Origin of the sequence: Streptomyces flavusporus (assembly GCF_046267975.1) — a bacterium.
GTDB lineage: Bacteria > Actinomycetota > Actinomycetes > Streptomycetales > Streptomycetaceae > Streptomyces > Streptomyces flavusporus.
In genome coordinates this window covers 6,779,633-6,799,464 of the sequence record NZ_CP176503.1, presented here as the reverse complement: position 1 = coordinate 6,799,464, position 19,832 = coordinate 6,779,633, and the positions used below count along the sequence as shown (strand labels likewise).

The following is a 19,832-nucleotide window of genomic DNA, read 5'->3' as shown; positions in this document are numbered from 1 at the left end:
TGCGGGCGGACACCCCCCGGCACGTCCCCTTCCCGCCGTACGCGGCTGCGGCTCCGCGGTGGCGCCGCCCGGTCGCGGGCAGTCGCGGCAGTCCGCATGGAAAGCGCGGGTTCTCTGCGTCAGGATGCAGGGGTGCATCCTCCCTACAGCTCAGAGCAGTTGAGGCTCATCCGTCGTTATGTGAACCCGGGCAGGGGTGCGTCTCGGCGGTATCTGGAACTCCTGCACGGCAACTTCATGCGTCTCAAGGATGCGGAAGGTGAGCGTAGGCGTCTGGTGCCGCTTTTCAAGGACAGGGGCGGGCCGCGTGGGCGTTTCCTTCGCCAGCTCGCTGATGCGGCTCGCACGATTACCGACGAGGAGCTGACCGCCTTGTTGGAGGTCGGCTGGCGGCCTCGCCTTACGGCTGCCTGGCTGATCGGCTTCGACCCTCGGGAGCAGTTTCGTGACCGGCTCGGAGCGCTGCTGTTGGACAGCGAGGTGTGCTTTGCGGGTCAGGGCTACTGCTTCGCGCTCGCCCGGTTCGGCACTCGATCGGACGCTGAGATCCTTGCTGCCTACCTCGACCACTACCTGCGTCTGCCCGACTGCCGGTACGACCAGGAATGGGCGATGGGCGCCCTGCTCCATGTCGACGCTCGTACCGGGGCTGACGCTGACCGGGCAGATGGATTTCTTGTGCCCGGCGGACTGTGGCAACGGTGGTCCGACGATGCCTCCGCCGCCGTGGAGTACCGGCAGGCCATCGACACGTTCTGCGGGCTGGCCGGCCTGTACATGGCTTCGGGAACAGGGAGGGTGACGTGAAGCGGAGGCGGGCCAAGAAGCTGGGGGAGCGGCTGGTGGGGGCGGCGGTGATGGGGGACGTTGACCTTGTCCGGGCTCTGCTGCGGGCCGGGGCCAGTCCGGGGGTGGCTGATGCTGACGGCACCACGCCTCTCTACGCGGCGGCGGTTCAAGGGGCCGGTGATGTTGTCGGGTGCCTTCTGGAAGCCGGTGCCGACCCCGATGTCGAGAGTGGTCACGGGGCCGAGGGCACGCCCTTGTGTGCCGCTGCTTGCTGGGGGCACACCGACGTCGTGCGTGCGCTCATCGCCGCGGGGGCGGATCCCAACCTCCGGGAGGATCAGGGGACGGGGCGTTCGCCTCTTGAGTGGGCTGTGTCCGGTCCATGTCCGGAGACGGTTGCGATGCTGGTGTCCGTCGGAGCTCAGCCCGACGGTGCTGTACTGAGTACGTGAGCGTCTCTGATCAGCTAAGCGATCCTGTGCAAGACGTAGTGTCTGGCGCGGGTTGTGCCCATCGTGGAGGGGTGGCGTGAGCGTGCAGGTGGAAGCCTGCGCCCAGGGCCGCTCCTCGTGGCCGGTGCCGACGGGTGGGGGGTGTGCTGATCGTCGTCACGCCCTGGTGCCGGTGGGCTGCGCGGGGCAGCCTCGTCCGGCCCGTGTGAGCATGTCCCTCCGGACGCTTGCCCGCCGGACCAAGAGGCCTGGTGGGGGAGGGTGCCCTGCGTCGCCTGGGCGCGGGGCGTGTGGTTCTGCGCCGGGTGGGTCCGGTCTTGGACCGGTCCCGGCGAGGTTCGGTGGTGGCCGGTTCGACCACTGCGGTGGCTTCAAGCTTGTCGACCACGCTGCGGATGGCCATGGTCCCGCCGGCGCGGTCGGTGACGGTCCTGGTCTGGTGGGCCAGGCCGCGGGCGGCGATGCGCTGCCATGCCCCGGTGTCGCGGTCGCCCTGCCAGTTGCAGTCCGGGTTGGGGCAGGTGGCCCATTTCCAGCCGGGCGTCGTGGGCCGGTCGGGGGCCTTGCGGTGGCGCAGCGGGGTGAGGCAATGGGGGCAGTGCCGGGAGGTGTTACGGGCCGGGACGGTGACCACGGCGATGCCCACCTCGGCGGCCAGGTGCCGCATCCGCTCCACGATCTGCCCGCGGATCTGCTGGGACAGGCGGGTGTTGAGGGTGCGGCCCATGCCCCGAGCCTCCAGCGAGCGCAGGTCCTCGACGTAGATCACGCCCGCACCAGCGGTGATGGCCTGGTCGACCGTCCACCGTGCGGCGGCCCAGGCCAGGGCGTCGTTGAGGTTCGAGCGCCGGTCCGACACGTGCCGGATCTCCTCGGCCAGCACGGCGTGCCTGCCGGTCAGACGATGCCCGTCGGTGTTGTTGATGAGCCGCTGGTAGTGGTCGGCCTTGGCGTGCAGGTACTCGCACACGCGGCGCAGCCGGTGCTGTTTGGCCAGCACACCGGCCGCGCGGAACTGGGCACCGGCCCCGACAGCGGTGATCGTCCCGTCGTCGTGCAGCCGGACGGCGCCCGCGCTGAGCAGGGTGTTCAACCCCCAGTCCACGCCGAGCGCGATGGTGTGCCCGGTGCGCCGGGCCTTCGGCACGGCGTGGGTGTAGGCGAGGTCGGCGTGGACCCGGCCGGAGCGGGTGCGCAGGGTGGGCAGGTGCAGTACCGCGCCGGGCGGGACGGTCGGCGGGAGTGTGATCGGGCAGGCCACCCACGTCCAGTCCCGGTAGGAGCGCGGGTCGGGGCAGGTGGGCAGCTGCAGCCGCAGCAGCGCCCGGCCCGGATCGTCGGCGCGGGCGAGGGTGGCCTGCTGCCCGTCACAGGCCGACAGCAGCAGCATCCGCGCCGCGTCGGGTGCGGCCTCCAGCTCGAACACGTCAGCCGGCATGCGGCCGCGCCTGTGCTGGAAGGCGGCGATCTGCCGGGTCCGGGACCTGATGATGCTGGAGGGCAGGTGCCGGCCGTCGGGGACGGCCTCACGCACGGCATCCCACTCGCCCGGGGTCCGCTTCGCGGGATCGGCGGGCCACGTCGCGAGGACTCCCGTGGTCACGTCAGCCCGCCATTCGGCCGACCGCAGTGTGCGCCCGGCCTGTTCCTGGGCCATGCGCACGATCCGGTCGTTGACACAGACGCCCTCGGGCGGGCTGATCGTCCAGCCCAGGCGCCGCAGCGCCATCCAGGCGTTCGACGGCAGCCCGCGGCCTGCGGCATCTTCACCCGAGGCCAGCAGGTCCACATCGGTGGCGTTCCAGTGCGCGGCCAGCAGGGCAGCGGCCATGCCGGACACCAGATCAGCGGCCCAGCCCACCTGTTCCGCCAGCACAGCGGCCGACAGCACCTCGCCCGTCTGCTCCACCACGCCCGTCCGCAGCAGACCACGGGCACAGGCCGTGCGGGCCGTCTCACCCTCACCGAGCGACAGTCTCCGGCTCACCGGCCCCCCTTCCCGTCTGTGGTGCTGTCATCCGATCAACGACACGTCTGCGGAAAGGTCACGCATTCGGTCTACGCACTCACATACGGCTCCGGCAGACGACACATCACTACAGATCCCAAAGGAAAAGCGTGAGCCTGACCGAAGGGTCGTTACCGTCCTGGCTGTTGCGGCTGGCGGCGTCCTCTGCGCCGTGGCCGGAGCCGGTGTGTTCGGCCGAGACGTTGGCTGTCGCCGAGCGGCTGCTCGGGGTGAGGCCCGTGGGGTGGGCCGTCGAGGTGGCGCAGGGTATGGCCGCGCACATCGTCAGTCATGTGCCCGAGCATGGTGCGCCCGGTGCGGCGGTTCCCTTTCAGCGTGCTGTGGAGGCCACCGTCCTGACCGCGCTGACCGGCCTGCTCACCGAGCCGGAGCCGACCGCCGCCCTGGTTCCACCGGAGGCCGTCGCGAGCAACGCCGAACTGGCCCGCCGTAATGTGCCGTTGGACCGTGTACTGCGCGGCGTCCGGCTCGGGCACGCGTATCTGCACGGGCGTCTGATGGAGGCGCTGGGCAAGGAGCCGGAAGAGATCCGGGCCCAGGAGACGCATCGGGTCAGCGAGCTGCTTTTTGTGTACGCCGACGTCCAGGCCAGCCGTCTTGCCGAGGAGTATGTCGCCGAGCGGGACCGCTGGCGGCGGGGGCGGGATGCGGCCCGTCGCCGGATCGTGGACGAGTTGCTCGCCGGTCGTCTGGTCGGTGGCGCGGTCGCGGCCCGTACGCTCGGGTATGAACTCGCCCGGCATCATGTGGCGTTGATCGTCACGTCCGGCTCCCCGGACACGGCGAGTGAGGAGCTGCGGTTGCTGGCCGCCGAGCTGTGCCGGGCGGCAGGTGCTGAGCAGTTGCTCACCGTGGTGGCGGGCAGCGCCGAGCTGTGGGGGTGGATGTGCTGGCCGGCCGAGCCGCCGCGCGGCGCGCTCGCCCGGCTGCCACGGCTGGTCCCCGAGCGTCGGCCGCTACGGGCCGCGCTCGGCCCCGTGGGCTACGGCTCCGAGGGCTTCCGGCGCAGCCACCGCGGCGCCCGGGAGGCGGAACGGATGGCCCGGCTGGGACGTACGGGCTGGCTGTGCGACTACGCCGATGTGAGTACGGCGGCGCTGCTCACGGCCGACGTGGAGCATGCGCGGTGGTTTGCGGCGCGGGTTCTCGGGGCGTTGGGGGGTGATGATCCGCGGGTGCGGGAGTTGCGGGAGACGCTGCGGGTGTATCTCGCGGAGGGGCGGAGTCCGCAGGGGGCGGCGGAGCGGTTGTTCGTTGCGCGCAACACGGTGACGTACCGGGTGCGGCGGGCGGTGGAGCTGCTGGGCCGTCCGCTGGACGCCGACGCCCTGGAGCTGCGGCTGGCGCTGGAGATCGCCCGGCTGCTCGGGCCCTTCTAACACATCCGGGTGGGGATGGGACGCGGGTCACAAAGACCGCTCGGATTTTGGGCCGTCGGCCCAAAGCCCAAGCCGTCCGGCCGCCGTTGACTGCTGAAGAGAACGCACCGTCGTCACGCGCCCCCACCGCGTACCTGCCGCCCGTACGACCTCTTCACCCCCTTGGGATCCGCCATGCCCTCATCCCCGGACGCCCCCACCCGCCGGACGGTCCTGCGCACCGCCGCTGCCGCCTCCACGCTCACCGCCGCTGCCGCCGTCCCCCTGCGGCCCGCCCCCGCGAACGCCGCTCCCCAGCCGAGCCGCGGTACCGAGCTGATCCTGCTCGGCACCAGCGGCGGCCCCGTCCCCATGCACGGTCGCGCCGGTATCGGGTCCGCGCTGGTCGTCGACGGCCGGGCCTACCTCGTGGACTGCGGCCCCGGCATCTTCGGCCGGTACGCGCAGGCCTGGCTGACGGCCGAGCAGCTCGCGGCGATCTTCGTCACCCACCTCCACTCCGACCATCTGTCGGACCTGTACGCCCTGCTGTGGCTGCGGTTCGGCGGGTACCAGCCGCTGGGTGGCCCGGTGCACGTCTACGGGCCCGGTTCCGCGGGGAACCTCCCCGCCACCTGGCCGAAGGGCCGCTCGGTGCGGACTGTCTGCCCGTCGGAGCCCGCACCCGGCACCGAGGACCTGATCGCCGGGCACATCGCCGCCACCGCGTACGACATCAACGTACGGATGCGCAGCGAGGGCTGGCCCGACATCCGCACCCTGATCCGGCCGCACGACGTGCGCTTCCCGCTGCCGAAGGGGGCGGGGCCGCGCAAGCTGATGGCGCCGCCGATGGAGCCGTTCGAGGTGATGCGGGACGACCGGGTGCGGGTGACGGCGGTGCTCGTCGAGCATCCGCCGGTCTTTCCGTCGTTCGCTTTCCGCTTCGACACCGCGGACGGCTCGGTGGTGTTCAGTGGCGACACCGCGCCCTGCGGGAACGTGGCGCGGCTGGCCCGGGGCGCGGACGTGCTGGTGCACGAGGTGATGGACCTGGAGACACTGGCCCTGGGCGGGCTGAAGCCGGCGCAGCTGCGGCACATGGAGATCAGCCACACGGACGCGACCCGGGTGGGCCCGCTCGCCGAACGCGCCGGTGTGGGCACGCTGGTGCTGAGCCATCTGGTCCCGGGCGCCACGAACATCGTCGACGACTCGACCTGGCACACCAAGGCGAGCAAGGGCTACTCCGGCCGCGTGGTGGTGGGCCGTGACCTGGCCCGCCTGCCGGTGGGCGCCCGGCGGGGCTGAGTGCGGCCCCGGCCGAGCTCACCGCGCAGGCGCTGGGCCCGCAGGACCAGTTCCAGTTCGAAGCGCCGGTCGGGGTCGTCGATCTCGTCGCCCCAGAGTTCGCGTATCTGCCGCAGCCGGTAGCGGACGGTCTGGGGATGGACGCCGAGCCGTGCCGCCACCTCCGGTGCGCCGCCCCTCGTCTCCAGCCACGCCAGTAACGTCTCCGCAAGTCTCCGCCCATGAGTGGGGCCGCAATGAGCCAACGGCGCCAGACAGCGCAGCGCCAGGTCGTCGATCAGTTCCTCCGGCTGGAGCAGGACGAGGGCCTCGGTGTGCTCGGTGCAGAACAGCACCTCACCGGCGGGCAGCAGCCGCCGTTCCATCAGGCGTACGGCGGCCTCGGCCCAGCGCAGCGACTTGGCGGCGTCGGCGAGCGGCACGGGCGGTCCGATCGCGCCCGCCCAGCCGCCGAGCGCCCGGTGCAGCAGTTCGCCCCGGCCGGCGGCGTCCGGTTCGGGCACGACCATGCGGGGCTGCTCGTACTCCAGGTCGAGCAGCACGCCCTGCCCGACCGCCGGTGCCACCGCCTCACGGGCCGGGCGCAGCAGGACCCCGACGGCGACCTTCTCGGGCAGCTGCCAGCCGATCCGGGCGGCGCGTTCGGCGAGGGCGTCGGCCGGGTCGCCGCGGTGGCGTTCGGCGAGCAGCAGCTCCATGAGGCGGCGTTGCAGGCGCAGGCGTTCCCCGGCCTGGCGGGCGGCGGCCTCGGCGTAGCCGCGCACGGACTGGTCGACGAGGCCGTCGAGGTACTCGTAGCCGGCGTCGACGAGTTCGTACATCGCGGGCGGCGGGATCTCCACACGCTGCCCGATGTCGGCGAAACGGCGCCAGGCCAGGCGTACGCCCATCCGGTAGATCGCCTGGAGGGAGTCGAGGGTGCGGCCGCCCCGGCCCTCGCCGCGGCCGAAGTCCTGGAAGACGCCGGGCGGGACGGTGGGGCGGCCCGTGGAGTAGTCGGCGTGCTCCAGGTGCTGCACGAACACCTCGATGGCGCGGCGGATGCCGACGAGGGCCATCGGCTCGCCGTTCTCGTCCAGGACGACGGGCAGGTGCGGGTACTCGCGGCGGATCTCGCCGAGGATCTCCTCGGCGAGCGCGGGCGCCTCGGCCATGGCGATGGCCGCGAACCGGCGCACCTGGAGCCGGGGTACGTCGTGCCAGGCGGAACGGGCGGTGACCGCTGCCGGACGGGCCGCCACCGTCAGCTCCCCTGGCCCGCTTGCTCGTATGTGATCAAAGGCGTGTTGGGCTGCTCGGGTGTGGACTCGAGCAGTGCGACGATGCCGAACGCGGCGCCCACCGCGAGGGCGGCGGCGATCACGACGGTCACGGTGGCGGCGAGCAGTCTGGGCATGCGGGGTCAGCCTCTCTCGTTCAGAGTCCGGAGGTCGTCCCACCCCGGTGCCCCGCCCCTCCCGTGCGGAGCCCAGTGTCGACAGGTCGCTCACACGGCGTCAAGGGTGGGTATCGGCCGAGGCTCACTTTGTGACGTGACGTCAGCTACAACAAGCGCCGAAATTGTCATGCCGGTGAGTAGCCCTGACGAACGCCTGGGCGAAAACTGTCCACCCACCCCGAGCACAACCCGTCCACAGCCCCCACGCAGGAACAGCACAGAGACTATTTCTTCCCCACGCTGAGTTCCGCACCCTGAGACGAGTTGGAGCACCCATGCCCCAGCACGTACCGCCGCCGCTGCGCACCGAGCTCCCCCGGCCGCAGCAGCGCCCTTCGGCGCTCCCCCCACCCCCGCGCCGAATCGTTTTCCTCGCCCATCGGGACCTCGGCAATCCGGCTGCCGGCGGCTCCGAGCTGCTCGTCGACCGGCTGGCCGAGGGCCTGACCCGGCTGGGCCACCAGGTCACGCTGCTGTGCGGCGGCCCCGCGGCCTATCGGGACTACCGAGTCGTCTCGGCGGGCGGCGCCTACGGCCACTATCTGCGCGCCCGCTCCGCCTTCGCCCGTCAGGTCGGTGACTGCGACCTGCTGGTCGAGGTGTGCAACGGCATGCCCTACCTCGCGCCCATGTGGCATCGCGGCCCGACGCTGTGCCTGGTCAACCACGTACACACCGATCTGTGGCAGATGCGCTTCGGTGGTCCGCTCGCCCCCGCCGCCCGCATCGGCCGAAGACTCGAGCACTGGGCGCTGACCGGCGCACAGGCCCGCAGCCTGATGGTGGCCGTGTCCCCGTCCACGGCCCACGCTCTGCGTGCGATCGGCGTGGAACGCGAACGCATCCGGGTCGTGCACAACGGCGTGGAGGAACCGGGTCCGCGGGCGGACCGCTCACCCGAGCCGCTGTTCCTGGCGGTGGGCCGGCTCGTCGAGTACAAGCGTATCGACCTGCTGCTACGGCTGTGGGAGCGGGTCCGGCCGGTCACCGGCGGCCGGCTGCTGATCGTCGGCGACGGCCCGGAACGCGAGCGGCTGGAGCGGCTCGCGGGCCCGGACGTGGAGTTCACCGGCCATGTCTCCGACGCCGAGAAGCACCGACTGCTGTGCGCGGCCTGGCTGCTGGTCCATCCCTCGGCGGTGGAGGGCTGGGGCCTGGTCGTGACCGAGGCGGCCACCCGTGAAACGCCGACGATCGCCTTCGACGTGCCCGGCCTCCGGGACTCGGTGATCGACGGCGAGACCGGCGTCCTTGCACACGGCGAGTCGTCCTTCGCCGCCGCCTGGTGCACGCTTGCGCTGTCCGCGCATCGCCGGGAGCTGATGGGCAAGGCGGCCCGTGAACACGCGGCGCGCTACCGCTGGGATCGGACGGTCCGGCAGTTCCGCGCGGTAGCCGCCGAGGCGGTGAGGGGCTGGGAGCCGTGACCGGCCTCAAGGACCCGTCGATACGCCGGTCCCTCGCCCTCTTCCGCGCCTTCCTCCACGAGCAGGACGATCCCGAGGCCTGCTACTCGCTGCTCGCCCGGGACGCCGCCGACCAGGTCGAGGCCTACGACGGGCCGCTCGCCGGCCGCACCGTCGTGGACGTCGGCGGCGGCAGCGGCCACTTCACCGAGGAGTTCCGGCGCCGCGGCGCCGAGGCCTACCTGTTCGAGCCGGACGTACGCGAGCTGGGCGAGAAGCCGCCCGACGGGTCGGTCATCGCGGACGGCTATCTGCTGCCGCTGTACGACGGGGTCGCCGACGTCACCTTCTCCTCCAACGTCCTGGAGCACGTGGCCGATCCGCAGACGTTCCTCAGCGAGCTGGCGCGGGTGACCCGGCCCGGCGGGCTGATCTACGTGTCGTTCACCAACTGGCTGTCCCCGTGGGGCGGGCACGAGTGGGCGCCCTGGCACTACCTCGGCGCCGAACGGGCCCGCGCCCGCCACCGCCGCCGTACCGGCAAGGACGCCAAGCACACCCTCGGCGAGAACCTGTTCGCCGTGCACATCGGCCCCACCCTGCGGCAGGTGCGCGCCCGCGACGACGTCACGGTCGTCACGGCGCGCTCCCGCTACTGGCCGTTCCTCACGGAGGCCGTCGTCAAGGTCCCCGGCATCCGTGAGCTGGCCACCTGGAACCTCCTCCTCATCCTCCGGCGGTGTCCCCCATGACGACCACGGTCCAGGCCCCTCCTCCGGCAGCCGTCCCCACCACCGCGACCACCGCGGGCCCCCCGGAGGGCCCGCGGTCGCGGCGCTGGCTGCTGGGGTTCTGGGCCGTGGTCCTCGTGCTGTTCCTGGCCGTGCAGCCGGGCCGGCAGACCTTCGACACCAAGCTCGGGGTGACCGTCGACCCCGGGCAGTTCCTCGCCGATCTCGGCCAGTTGTGGCACGACCGGGGCGGCTTCGGCGGCATCCAGGACCAGTACGTCGGCTATCTGTGGCCGATGCTGCCGTTCCACTGGCTGTGCCGCACGGCCGGCCTGCCGGTGTGGCTGGCGGAACGCCTGTGGATGTCGATCGTCGTCGCCGTCGCCTTCTGGGGCGCCCTGCGGCTGGCGGAGCGGCTGCGCATCGGCAACGGCACGTCCCGGCTGCTCGCGGCGGTCGCGTACGCGCTGTGGCCGGTGTTCACCACCGTCGTCGGCTCGACGTCGGCGGCGGCGCTGCCCGGCGCGTTCCTGCCGTGGGTGCTGCTGCCGCTGACGAACGAGCGGTACAGCGCACGGGTCGCGGCGATCCGATCGGCGCTGATCGTCCCGTTCATGGGGGGTGTGAACGCGGCCTCGACGCTGGCGTCGCTGCTCCCGGTGGGCCTGTACCTGCTGTCCCGCCCGCCCGGGCCACGGCAGCGCAAGCTGATCGCCTGGTGGGTGCCGGGCGTGCTGGTGGCGACCGCCTGGTGGTGGATCCCGCTGCTGCTGCTCGGCGTGTACGGCGAGAACTTCCTTCCCTACGTGGAGAGTTCGCAGACCACGACGGCCACGATGTCGGCGCCGGAGGCGTTGCGCGGCGCGGGCAACTGGGTGGCGTATCTCCACTTCGGTGAGGCGTGGCTGCCGGCCGGGTGGGCGGTGGCGTCCTCGGTGGTCGTGATCGTCTGCTCGGCGTGCGCGGCCGGGCTGGGGCTGGCCGGGCTGGCGCGCCGGGATCTGCCGGAGCGGCGGTGGCTGGTGCTGACCGTGCTGACGGCGGCGCTGATCCTGCTCGCGGGGTACGGCGGCGCGTTCGGCGCGCCCTTCCACGACACCGTGCAGGACTGGCTGAACGGCTGGCTGGCACCCTTCCGGAACATCTACAAGTTCCAGACGGGTCTGGCCCTGGCGCTGGTGCTGGGCCTGGCCCACCTGATCGCCGTCGCCGCCGAACCGCGGGGCGCCCGCCGCGTTCCCGGCCGCCGCTTCGCGCCGCTGGTCGCGGCGGTGCTGATCCTGCCGGGCCTGTTGTGGCCGTACCTCAACGGATCGATCCTCAACCCGGGCTCCTTCCAGGAGCTCCCCAAGTACTGGCAGGCCACGGCCGACTGGCTGGAGAAGTACTCCCCCGACTCGCGCGCCCTGGTCGTCCCGGCCACCGCGCACGGCATCCACACCTGGGGCTCGACCATCGACCAGCCCCTCGACGTCCTCGCCGACTCCCGCTGGGCCCAACGCGACTACGTCCCCTTCGGCACCCCCGGCAACCGGCGCGCGATGGACGCCGTCGAGCAGGCGCTGCTGACCGGCGGCGAAGTGCCGGGCCTGGCGGACTACCTGAGCCGCGCCGGGATCCACTACGTCGTCGTACGCAACGACCTCGACCCCGACCAGATCGGCGCCGTCCCGACCACGACCGTCAAGCGCACCCTGGAGCAGTCCGGCTACCAGCGGGTGACCGGCCTCGGCCCGGTCATGACCGGCGGGCGGATCGCCGACGACACCCCACTCCAGGTCGAGGGCCTCTACCCCCGGCAGCGCGCGGTGGAGATCTACCAGCCGCGCGGCGAGGACGTCCCCCGGCCCGGCCAGGCCATGCTGTACCCGGTCGCCGACACGGCCGTCGTCTCCGGTGGCCCCGAGTCCCTGCTGCCGCTCGCCGCCGAACTGCGCGGCCGGGCCTCCGTCCTGACCGGCGACAACCACCCCGGGCTGGGCTCCCCGCAGCTCCAGGTCGTCGGCGACGGGCTGCGCCGCGCGGACACCCGGTTCGGCCTGGTCAACGCCAACACCTCGTACACGTACACCCGGGACGAGCGCAACGCCCCGGACGCCTACCAGGACGCGGGCGAGCCTCCGCACCAGATCCTGCCGGTGACCGGCACCGGCCACCAGACGGTGGCCGAGCTGCGCGGCGCCCGCTCGGTGACGGCGTCCTCGTACGGCAGCTGGTTCTTCCATCTCCCGCAGTTCGACCCGGTGAACGCCTTCGACGGCAACCCGGACACCGCCTGGACGGAGGGCTCGGACGGCACACCGAACGGGCAGTGGCTGCGCATCGGCTTCACGGAGGACTACGACATGCCGTCGTCGTTCCGGGTCACGCCGCTGCCGCAGGAGAGCGTGCGGGCGGCGCCGACCCGGGTGCGGGTGGAGACCGAGCGGGGCTCCGTCACCAGCTTCCTCCAGCCGAACGGCATGACGCAGCGCGTCAAGGCACCGGCGGGTGCGACGAGTTGGATGAAGCTGACGATCGTCGACTCGGTGGAGCGCCGGGCCGGTCTGCTGGGGGCGGGCTTCGCCGAGATCGCCCTGCCGGACGTACAGGTGACCCGGATGCTGCGGCTGCCGACGGACGCGTCGGAGACGGCGCCTGGTGAGCTCATCTCCCTGCACCGCACCGCCGACCCCACCGGCACGTCCCCGACCGGCACCGAGGCGGGCCTGCACCGCCGCTTCTCGACGGGCACGGCGGGAACGTACGAGGTGAAGGCGAGCGCGGTACCGATCCCCGGCGAGGAACTCGACCGGCTGCTCTACGAGATCGCGCCCGACCAGCAGAACCGCATCACCGCGACCGCCGACTCCACGGCACGGCTCGGCACGGGCCTGTCCGCGCGCAACCTCACCGACGGCGACCTGACGACGGCATGGATCGCAGGCGACCGCCCCACGCTCCACCTGCGCTGGCCGGCCAAGCAGCCGGTGAGCGAACTGGTGCTGGCCCCCGCGGGCGGCCTGTCCACCCGCCCCACGGAGGTGCACATCAGCTCCCCCGACGGCGCGGCGACCGCCGGCGTCGACGAGAACGGCTGGGTCCGCTTCCCGCCGATCACGACGGACCGCCTCGACATCACCATCACCGAAACCGCCCCCCTGACCCTCCACAACCCGGTCGTCGACGAGGACCTGCAACTCCCCGTCGGCCTCACCGAGGCCTACCTCCCGGCCCTCGACCGCTACCGCACCCCCCAGCCGAAGCCCGAGCGCACCTTCTCACTGCCGTGCGGAGAGGGACCGGTGCTGGCCGTGGACGGGAAGCTGTACCGCACGAGCGTGCAGGGAACCGTACGCGACCTGGCGGAACACCGGCCGGTCGAGGTGTCGGTGTGCCCGTCGGACGAGCTGGAACTGACCCGGGGCACGCACCGCGTCGAGGCGGGCGACGCCGGGCCGCTGGTCCTCACCGACGTCACCCTCACCCGCGGCACCGTGACCGAGCCCGTGACCTCCGACCGCGACCTGGAGATACGGGACTGGCTGGGCGACCTGCGCGAGGTGAGCGTCGGCTCGGGCGCGGCCTCGTACCTGACGACGTACGAGAACTTCAACGACGGCTGGCGGGCCACGCTGAACGGCGAGGAACTCACCCCGGTCCGGCTGGACGGCTGGCAGCAGGGCTGGCGCATCCCGGCCGGGGCGAGCGGCACGGTCAAGCTGACGTACGAGCCGTCGACGACCTACGAGGCCGCCCTCATCGGCAGCGGCGTGGGCATGGCGGCGCTGCTGGCCCTGGTCCTGTGGCGCCGCCGCGCTCCCAACCCCGACCCGCCGCAGCCGGTGCCCGGGTCGCCGGGCCTGTGGCTGGGCACGGCGGTGCTGACGGTGGTCGGCATCGTGATCGCCGGATGGTTCGCGCTGCTGGTGCCGGCACTGGCGCTGCTGGCGTACCGGCGGCACGCCCTGCTCGTCCCGATCGCCTTCGTGGCACTCGCCGGGGCCGGCATCGCGGCGGCGACGGGCGCCGGGCAGCCGGTGGGGGACGGCACGGGAGCATTCGGTCCGGCAGCCCAACTGCTGGCGCTCATCGGACTGTTCGCGGGCCTGGTGAGCGTACGGGAGCGGGGAGCGCCGGGGACGACGGCGGTGCTGCCACCGGTGCCGGGGACCTCCGAGCCACCGACGCAACCGCTGCCCCGACGCCGACGGGGCGAGCACGGGCCGATCCCGCCGCCCGACGCCGGGCCGACGGTCTCCGCGCGCGGTCCGGGCAACCCGCAGTTCGGCCAGGGAAGAGGGGAACGCCCATGACCGCACTCGAGCATCCGGCACAACCGGGCCACCCGGCGCACCCGACCCGTCCGCCGGTCCGCATCCCGTTCCCGGTCGTGGACGAGGTCGCCCGGCACTGCCTCCAGGACGAGGAACCGGAGACCGTCCACATCGAGGTCCACCTCCCCGGCCACCTCGACCCACCCCGCCTCCGCAAGGCCTTCACGGAGGCCCTCCGACGCCACCCACGCATCCTGATGCGGGAGGCCCCGGGACGGTGGCACCGACGCCGCTACGAATGGGAACTGACCACAGAACCGGACGTGGAGGTGGTGAGCTTTCCACCGCCGACCCGGGACGCCCTACGAGACGCCAGAACCCGCGCGCTGACGGAGGCCCCGCCACTGTCGCTGTCGCCCCCGATACGCCTGGAGGTCGTCACGGACGTAGCTGCGGGCAGTCGTGCCGCTGGGGCGATGGGGGTCCCCCCGCTCGAGCGAAGCCGAGAGTGGGGGAGGGTGGGCGCAGCGGCACCTCGCGACGCCGGGCCGCGCACCCACCCTGCCGGCACCACCCCCGACCCGCACCACACCCCCTCCGGCACGGTCCTCTTCCTCACCATCAACCACACCGCCCTGGACGGCCCCGCCTGCCTCCGCGTCCTGGCCACCGCAGCGGAGCTCTACAGCGGCGTGGACAACTCCCCCACCCCACCCCCCGTACGCACCCCCTCACAAGCGCCACAAACCACCCCCCAAGACACCCCCTCCAACTGGTCCCCACCAGCAAGAATCGCCCCCGGCACCCCCTCCCCCTCCCCCGGCAACGGCATGCTCGTCACCGACCTCCCCCTCCCCCACCGCCCCAAGGGCTCCCCCTACACGGTGAACGACCAGCTCATGGTCACCACCGCCCTGACGATCGCCCACTGGAACCGGGAACACGGCGCCCGCCCCCGCCCCCTCCGCATCACCATGCCCGTGGACGACCGCCCCCGCGACACAACGATGCCCATCGGCAACGGCACCCGCCTGGTCGAAGTCCCCTTCCCTCCAGATGAGTTGACCCCGAACCACGACCGCATGGACGTCCTGCTCCGCCGGACGGCAACCCGCACACGCGCCCTCAAATCCCTCCCCCGCCCCCAACTCGGCCACGGAGCCGCCCTGTTGACCGCACCCGTTCTCCCGGTCCCCTGGCGCGCCGCCCTCACCCGCGGCCTCCGCCGCGCCGCCGCACCCTGGACGTCCACGACACTCCTCAGCAACATCGGCCGCATCCCGTACCCCCTGGACTTCGGCGAGGAGGCCGGCCGCGCCCACGCGGTCTGGTTCTCGGCCCCCGCCCGTATGCCGCGCGGCCTCACGGTCACCACCGCGTCCACGGCCGACCGCCTCCACCTGGCTCTGCGCTGGTCCCGCACCCTGCTCGGCCACGGCGACGGCGCCCACCTGCGGGACCTGTTCGAGCACTACCTGCACACGACGGAGGTCACCCGATGACCACCACCGCACCCCCCGGCAACCTGCGGGACTTCTACGAGAACCCCGCCGTCCCCGTCGCCTCCGGCACTCCCCGCAGCCTCCGCCAGGCCCGCATGCTGGCCGCAGCCCTCGGCACGGACACGGCACAGACCGTCCTCGACATCGGCTGCGGCGACGGCACCGCTGCCGCCACCGCCGCCCCCCTCCTGCCCGGCCACCGCATCGTCGGCGTCGACTGGTCCCACGACGCCCTGACCCGCGCCCGCACCAGGCTGCCGTACGCAGTGCGCGGCGAACTGACCGGACTGCCCTTCGGAACGGGCTCGGCCGACGCCGTCCTCTTCAGCGAGGTGATCGAGCACCTGGTCGACCCGGACGCCGCCCTGGACGAGATCCGACGCGTCCTGCGCCCGGGCGGCCATCTGATGCTGTCCACTCCGAACCTGGCCGCCTGGTACAACCGCGTCCTGCTGGCCGTCGGCGTCCAGCCGGTCTTCTCCGAGGTGAGCCTGCGCGCGATCCACGGCCGCCCCGGCCGGGAGGTCGTCGGACACCTGCGGCTGTACACCGCCCGCGCACTGCGGGAGTTCGTCGCCGCGGCGGGCTTCGAAGTCGTACGACTGGACGGGGCGCCCTTCCACGGCGTACCACGCCCGCTACGACCGCTGGACCGCCTGGCCTGCGCCAGACCACCCCTCGCCTCGATCCTCCTCCTGCACGCACGAAGGACATAGGCCGTGTGGTGGGGAGTGGCCGCGGCCCTGATGGCGAACGTCCTGTACAGCAGCGGGTTCGTGCTGGAGAAACGGGCGCTGGCCGCCCTGCCGGAGGTCACGGTCCGCCGCCCCGGCCGCCTGCTGCGCCTGGTGCTCGGCAGTCCGCTGTGGATCGGCGGCTCGCTCGCCCTCGCCGCCGGGTTCGCCGCCCAGCTCATCGTCTACCGCACCCTGCCGATCGCCGCCGCACAGGGCATCTTCGTCTCCGGCCTGGTCCTGCTCGTGCTGCTCTCCGCCCGGCTGCTGGGCGAGGAGACCAGCGGCCGTGAGCGGTACGCGCTGGCCGCGATCCTCGCCGCGCTCCTGATGGTCGTACTGTCGCTGGACGAGGCCACGGACACGGTCAGCCGGCAAGCCCCCTACGCCCTGGTCCTGCTGCTGTGCGTACCGTCGCTGGCGTCCGGCGTGTGGCTGTACCGCGCGGCCGAACGCCGCGCCCTGCGCCGCCACCGGCTGCCGACGACCGGCGTCGAGTACGGGGTGGCGGTGGGCCTGCTCTACGGGGTCAGCTCGCTCGCGATCAAGGGAGTCTCCGGCTACTGGACGACGAGCGATCCCGCCGGAGCGCTCCTGGACGTCCTACGCTCCCCGTATCCGTACCTCCTGCTCTTCACCGGCGCGTTCGGCCTGGTCATGTCGCAGGCCGCGCTGCAGCGCTGCCGGGCCTCGCTGATCGTGCCGGTGTGCACGACGGTGACCTGCCTGTACACGGCGGTGCTCGGGACGCTGTCGTTCGGCGAGGCACTGCCGGACGACCCGCTGCGGATGGCGCTGCGGCTGGCGGGCACGGCACTGGCGGTCACCGTGCTGCTGAGCATGCCGAAGCACGACACGGCACCCCAACCACCCCTCACAGCCCAGGAGTTGACACCCCCATGACCCCCGACGACCCGCTGCTGAAGATCCTGGCGTGCCCGCTCGACAAGGGCCCCCTGCACCTGCTGCCACCGGCCGAGGCCCTGTACAACCCGCGGCTGCACCGCCGCTACCCGATCGTCGACGGGATCCCACAGCTGCTGCCGTCCTCCGGGGAGCAGGTCACGGAGGACGAACACGAGGAACTCCTCAAACGGATGGCCCCATGACCACCCTCGCAGCCCGCCTGGCCTCCTTCCTCCCGGCCCGCCTGGTCGCCGCGACCGCCCGCGCGGTGTACCCCCGCTTCGAACCGGAGTTGGCCAGGATCGCCGACTTCTGCCCGCCCGGCTGCGGCACCGCGGTCGACGTCGGCGGCTGGTACGGCCCGTGGACCCGCCGGCTGAGCGCCCGCTCCCGCCGGGTGGTGACCGTGGAACCCGTCCCGCACCTGGCACGCCTCCTTTCCTCGACGACGTCGGCGAACGTCCACGTGATCCAGGCGGCCGCCACGGACCGCCCCGGCACCGCCCGCCTCTGGCTCCCCCAGGACGACACCGGCGACCGAGGCGTCTCGTCCCTCGTCCGGCGGGACATCCACGCCCACGCGGTGGAGGTCCGCTGCGTCGCCCTGGACGATCTGGGCCTGAGGGACGTCGACTTCATCAAGGTCGACGTGGACGGCAGCGAACTGTCGGTCCTGCGCGGCGCAACAGCCCTGCTGGCCCGCGACCGCCCGACCCTGCTGGTGGAACTGGAGACCCGCATCCAACCGATCACCCCGGTCCTGACGTACCTGTCCCTCCTCGGCTACGACGGCTGGGTCCTCCCCGGCACCGACTGGATCCCCCTGTCCGACTTCCCCCTGGAGTCCCACCAGGCGCTCACCTCCCACGTCGCCTCCCACGGCCTGCTCCGCCGAGTCCTCCCCCTGCGCACCCGCCCCCGCTACGTCAACTCCGTCCTCTTCCTCCCGGACGGCCGGCGTCCGGCCGGACCCCACGTGGGCGACGATGGTCCCCATGCCGCCACGCTCAGAAAAGCCCCCCGCTAGCGGAAAACCCGCCACCGGCCCCTTCACGCCGCTCGACTTCCAGCTCGTCCTGCTGCGCCGCATGGCCGATCACAACCCCGGCCTGGTGGAGGACGCCCGCCGCGAACTCGGCGTCTCGCTCGCACAGATGCGGGAGGCGAACAAACGCTGGCAGGCCATGCTCCGCTCGCCCCGGTCCCGCAGCGCGGCATCCCGCTACCGCTCGGTCCTCGGCCCACCCGAGTCGACGGCCCCCCGCCGCATCGGCGACCTCGACTGCGAGGCCTGGCAGTGGCCGCTCCCCCTCTGGCCGGACCTGCGCTTCGAGGTCCTCGTAGCGCCGAACAGGGTGGTGTGGAACGAGTGGCTGGTCCGCGCACCGGACGCGGAATCCCCCGCCCTGCACACGATCGACGACCTCACCCCGTGGTCCTGCACGGTCGACGAAGCAGCCCGCTCCTTCGCCCCCGCCCGGCCTCTGGAGGGGACGGCACCGACGCGGTGGGGGCTGGCTTTTGTGGCGCCGGACGCGCGAGGTGTGCGGCACGAGGTCGTCGCGGAGTTTACGTGGGGGTTGCTTCAGCGGACGGCCGTCGGCGACTAGTGCGCCGGAGCGCGGCAAAGGGCGGGAGAGTGGTGGGCAGGCCGTCCACATAGGCGTGCGCTTCGACGAGGCGTTGCTCAAGGACCGCGACGGACATCACCTCACGAACGTCCGACGGTCAAGTCCTGCCGCAATTGGCCGATTTGGCCCATCCCCCCACGCCCGCACCCCCACCGACACCGGGCACCGCGATCGACCAGCTGAGCCAAATCGGCCAATTGCAACGTCGGCCAGCAGGGCCGACGGGTTATCCACAGGGCTGTGCGGCTGTCCCGGCTTCTCCGGCACCCTGGGGCCGTGGCAGACGGGGACCGTAGAACGCTGGGCGAGCTGGGCGAGGGCGGAGTGCTGCTCGTCTCCCGTGCCCTGGAGGCCGGGTGGCCCCGAAGTTCACTCACGCGTGCCCTGCGTGCCGAGGGCTGGACCCAGCTCCGGCACGGTGCCTGGGCCGAACCTGGGCGGACTCCGGACCTCGTCACACGGCTCCGGGCGATGCAGCTGCTCGAGCCCCGGCTCGTCGTGAGCCACCGGTCGGCGGCCGCACTCTGGCTGATCGAGACACTCGCCCCGGCCACCTCCGTCCGGCCGCTCGATTTCATTCTCCCCGAGCTCAACCACCGCCCGAAGGGAAAGGGCATACGGGTCCACCGCCTCCCCCTCGCCCCGGACGAGGTGACGGAACGGCAAGGCCTGCGGGTCACCGGCGCGATCCGTACGGTCGCCGACCTGCTTCGGGCCGGACCACAGGACGAGGCCCTGGTCGCCGTGGACTCGGCGCTCTCGCGGCGGACGGTCGGCGGAGTACGGCGTGCGCCGCTCACGGTGCACGCCACACTCGCCGCCGCGCTCGACAGCCCGATCCGGGGGTCGGCCAGGGCACGCCGGTGGCTGGAGCTGGCCGACCCGGGCGCAGGTTCGCCGGCGGAGACGATGGCACGCCTGCGGATGCATGACGCCGGCCTCCACCCCGAGTCCCAGGCCGAGCTGCGCACCCCCGACGGACGCCGATGCTTCCTCGACTTCCTCTTCCGGGCCGAGGGCCTGGGCGTGGAGATCGAGGGATACGCCTACCACGGCACCCGCGAGTCCCACCGCCGGGACGTGGACCGCTTCAACCGCATCGCACAGTGCCCCGAGGTACGCCTGGTCCTCCGCTTCACCGCCGAGGACGTCATTCACCGCCTGGCGTGGGTGATCCAGCAGATCCGCGCCGCCCTTGCAACGTGCGCGAGTTGGGCGCCTGCGACGGGGGGCGCTGTGCGAGCGTGGGCTTGAGAGTGCGGTGCGTCTTCCAAGGCGGGGCAGGATGG

At 72.5% G+C, this 19,832-nt stretch carries 17 protein-coding genes; 14 read left to right on the top strand and 3 right to left on the bottom strand.

Annotated features, from left to right (window positions below):
- The first annotated feature begins 132 nt into the window (after positions 1-132).
- Together ACKTSN_RS32135 and ACKTSN_RS32130 are read left to right on the top strand one after the other, a co-directional pair.
- Complete coding sequence (locus tag ACKTSN_RS32135) at positions 133-807, top strand: DUF6000 family protein (protein WP_409474974.1); 675 nt, start codon at positions 133-135, stop codon at positions 805-807.
- Positions 804-1,241, top strand: a complete 438-nt coding sequence (locus tag ACKTSN_RS32130) for an ankyrin repeat domain-containing protein (protein WP_409472309.1) — start codon at positions 804-806, stop codon at positions 1,239-1,241. Before ACKTSN_RS32135 ends, ACKTSN_RS32130 begins: the two co-directional genes overlap by 4 nt.
- A 10-nt stretch (positions 1,242-1,251) precedes the next feature.
- Here the strand turns inward: ACKTSN_RS32130 and ACKTSN_RS32125 are convergent, their stop codons facing one another.
- Positions 1,252-3,228, bottom strand: a complete 1,977-nt coding sequence (locus tag ACKTSN_RS32125; protein WP_409472308.1) for a zinc ribbon domain-containing protein — start codon at positions 3,226-3,228, stop codon at positions 1,252-1,254.
- 131 nt (positions 3,229-3,359) lie between these two features.
- Here ACKTSN_RS32125 and ACKTSN_RS32120 point away from each other — a divergent pair, with 131 nt between their 5' ends.
- Both ACKTSN_RS32120 and ACKTSN_RS32115 read left to right on the top strand, forming a co-directional pair.
- Positions 3,360-4,649 (top strand): PucR family transcriptional regulator, encoded by a 1,290-nt coding sequence (locus ACKTSN_RS32120; protein WP_409472307.1) that lies wholly within the window; start codon positions 3,360-3,362, stop codon positions 4,647-4,649.
- Between the two features lie 174 nt (positions 4,650-4,823).
- Positions 4,824-5,939, top strand: coding sequence for an MBL fold metallo-hydrolase (locus ACKTSN_RS32115; RefSeq protein ID WP_409472306.1), 1,116 nt, complete (start codon positions 4,824-4,826; stop codon positions 5,937-5,939).
- Here the strand turns inward: ACKTSN_RS32115 and ACKTSN_RS32110 are convergent.
- A complete protein-coding gene (locus tag ACKTSN_RS32110; RefSeq protein WP_409472305.1) occupies positions 5,873-7,180 on the bottom strand; it encodes a PucR family transcriptional regulator in 1,308 nt (435 codons plus the stop codon). The two genes, ACKTSN_RS32115 and ACKTSN_RS32110, sit on opposite strands and share 67 nt — an antisense overlap.
- A gap of 2 nt (positions 7,181-7,182) precedes the next feature.
- Positions 7,183-7,335 (bottom strand): hypothetical protein, encoded by a 153-nt coding sequence (locus ACKTSN_RS32105; protein ID WP_385513101.1) that lies wholly within the window; start codon positions 7,333-7,335, stop codon positions 7,183-7,185.
- A gap of 317 nt (positions 7,336-7,652) precedes the next feature.
- Here ACKTSN_RS32105 and ACKTSN_RS32100 point away from each other — a divergent pair, with 317 nt between their 5' ends.
- The 10 genes from ACKTSN_RS32100 to ACKTSN_RS32055 all read left to right on the top strand — a co-directional run bounded on the left by ACKTSN_RS32100 (position 7,653) and on the right by ACKTSN_RS32055 (position 19,797).
- Entirely contained in the window at positions 7,653-8,804 is a 1,152-nt protein-coding gene (locus ACKTSN_RS32100; RefSeq protein ID WP_409472304.1) for a glycosyltransferase family 4 protein, read from the top strand.
- A complete protein-coding gene (locus ACKTSN_RS32095) occupies positions 8,801-9,535 on the top strand; it encodes a class I SAM-dependent methyltransferase (protein WP_409472303.1) in 735 nt (244 codons plus the stop codon). Before ACKTSN_RS32100 ends, ACKTSN_RS32095 begins: the two co-directional genes overlap by 4 nt.
- A complete protein-coding gene (locus tag ACKTSN_RS32090; RefSeq protein WP_409472302.1) occupies positions 9,532-13,809 on the top strand; it encodes an alpha-(1->3)-arabinofuranosyltransferase in 4,278 nt (1,425 codons plus the stop codon). Before ACKTSN_RS32095 ends, ACKTSN_RS32090 begins: the two co-directional genes overlap by 4 nt.
- Positions 13,806-15,272: a condensation protein gene (locus tag ACKTSN_RS32085; protein ID WP_409472301.1), complete on the top strand. Its 1,467-nt coding sequence runs from the start codon at positions 13,806-13,808 to the stop codon at positions 15,270-15,272. The genes ACKTSN_RS32090 and ACKTSN_RS32085 overlap by 4 nt, the downstream gene beginning before the upstream one ends.
- A complete protein-coding gene (locus ACKTSN_RS32080; protein ID WP_409472300.1) occupies positions 15,269-15,988 on the top strand; it encodes a class I SAM-dependent methyltransferase in 720 nt (239 codons plus the stop codon). The genes ACKTSN_RS32085 and ACKTSN_RS32080 overlap by 4 nt, the downstream gene beginning before the upstream one ends.
- Positions 15,989-16,003: 15 nt before the next feature.
- Positions 16,004-16,909 (top strand): hypothetical protein, encoded by a 906-nt coding sequence (locus tag ACKTSN_RS32075; protein WP_409474973.1) that lies wholly within the window; start codon positions 16,004-16,006, stop codon positions 16,907-16,909.
- Positions 16,906-17,115 (top strand): Trm112 family protein, encoded by a 210-nt coding sequence (locus tag ACKTSN_RS32070; RefSeq protein WP_409472299.1) that lies wholly within the window; start codon positions 16,906-16,908, stop codon positions 17,113-17,115. The genes ACKTSN_RS32075 and ACKTSN_RS32070 overlap by 4 nt, the downstream gene beginning before the upstream one ends.
- Positions 17,112-17,939 carry an FkbM family methyltransferase gene (locus ACKTSN_RS32065; protein WP_409472298.1) on the top strand — a complete coding sequence of 276 codons (828 nt, stop codon included), beginning with the start codon at positions 17,112-17,114 and terminating at the stop codon, positions 17,937-17,939. The genes ACKTSN_RS32070 and ACKTSN_RS32065 overlap by 4 nt, the downstream gene beginning before the upstream one ends.
- Entirely contained in the window at positions 17,899-18,522 is a 624-nt protein-coding gene (locus ACKTSN_RS32060; protein ID WP_409472297.1) for a hypothetical protein, read from the top strand. Before ACKTSN_RS32065 ends, ACKTSN_RS32060 begins: the two co-directional genes overlap by 41 nt.
- Before the next feature lie 297 nt (positions 18,523-18,819).
- Complete coding sequence (locus ACKTSN_RS32055) at positions 18,820-19,797, top strand: hypothetical protein (protein WP_409472296.1); 978 nt, start codon at positions 18,820-18,822, stop codon at positions 19,795-19,797.
- Positions 19,798-19,832 lie beyond the last annotated feature (35 nt).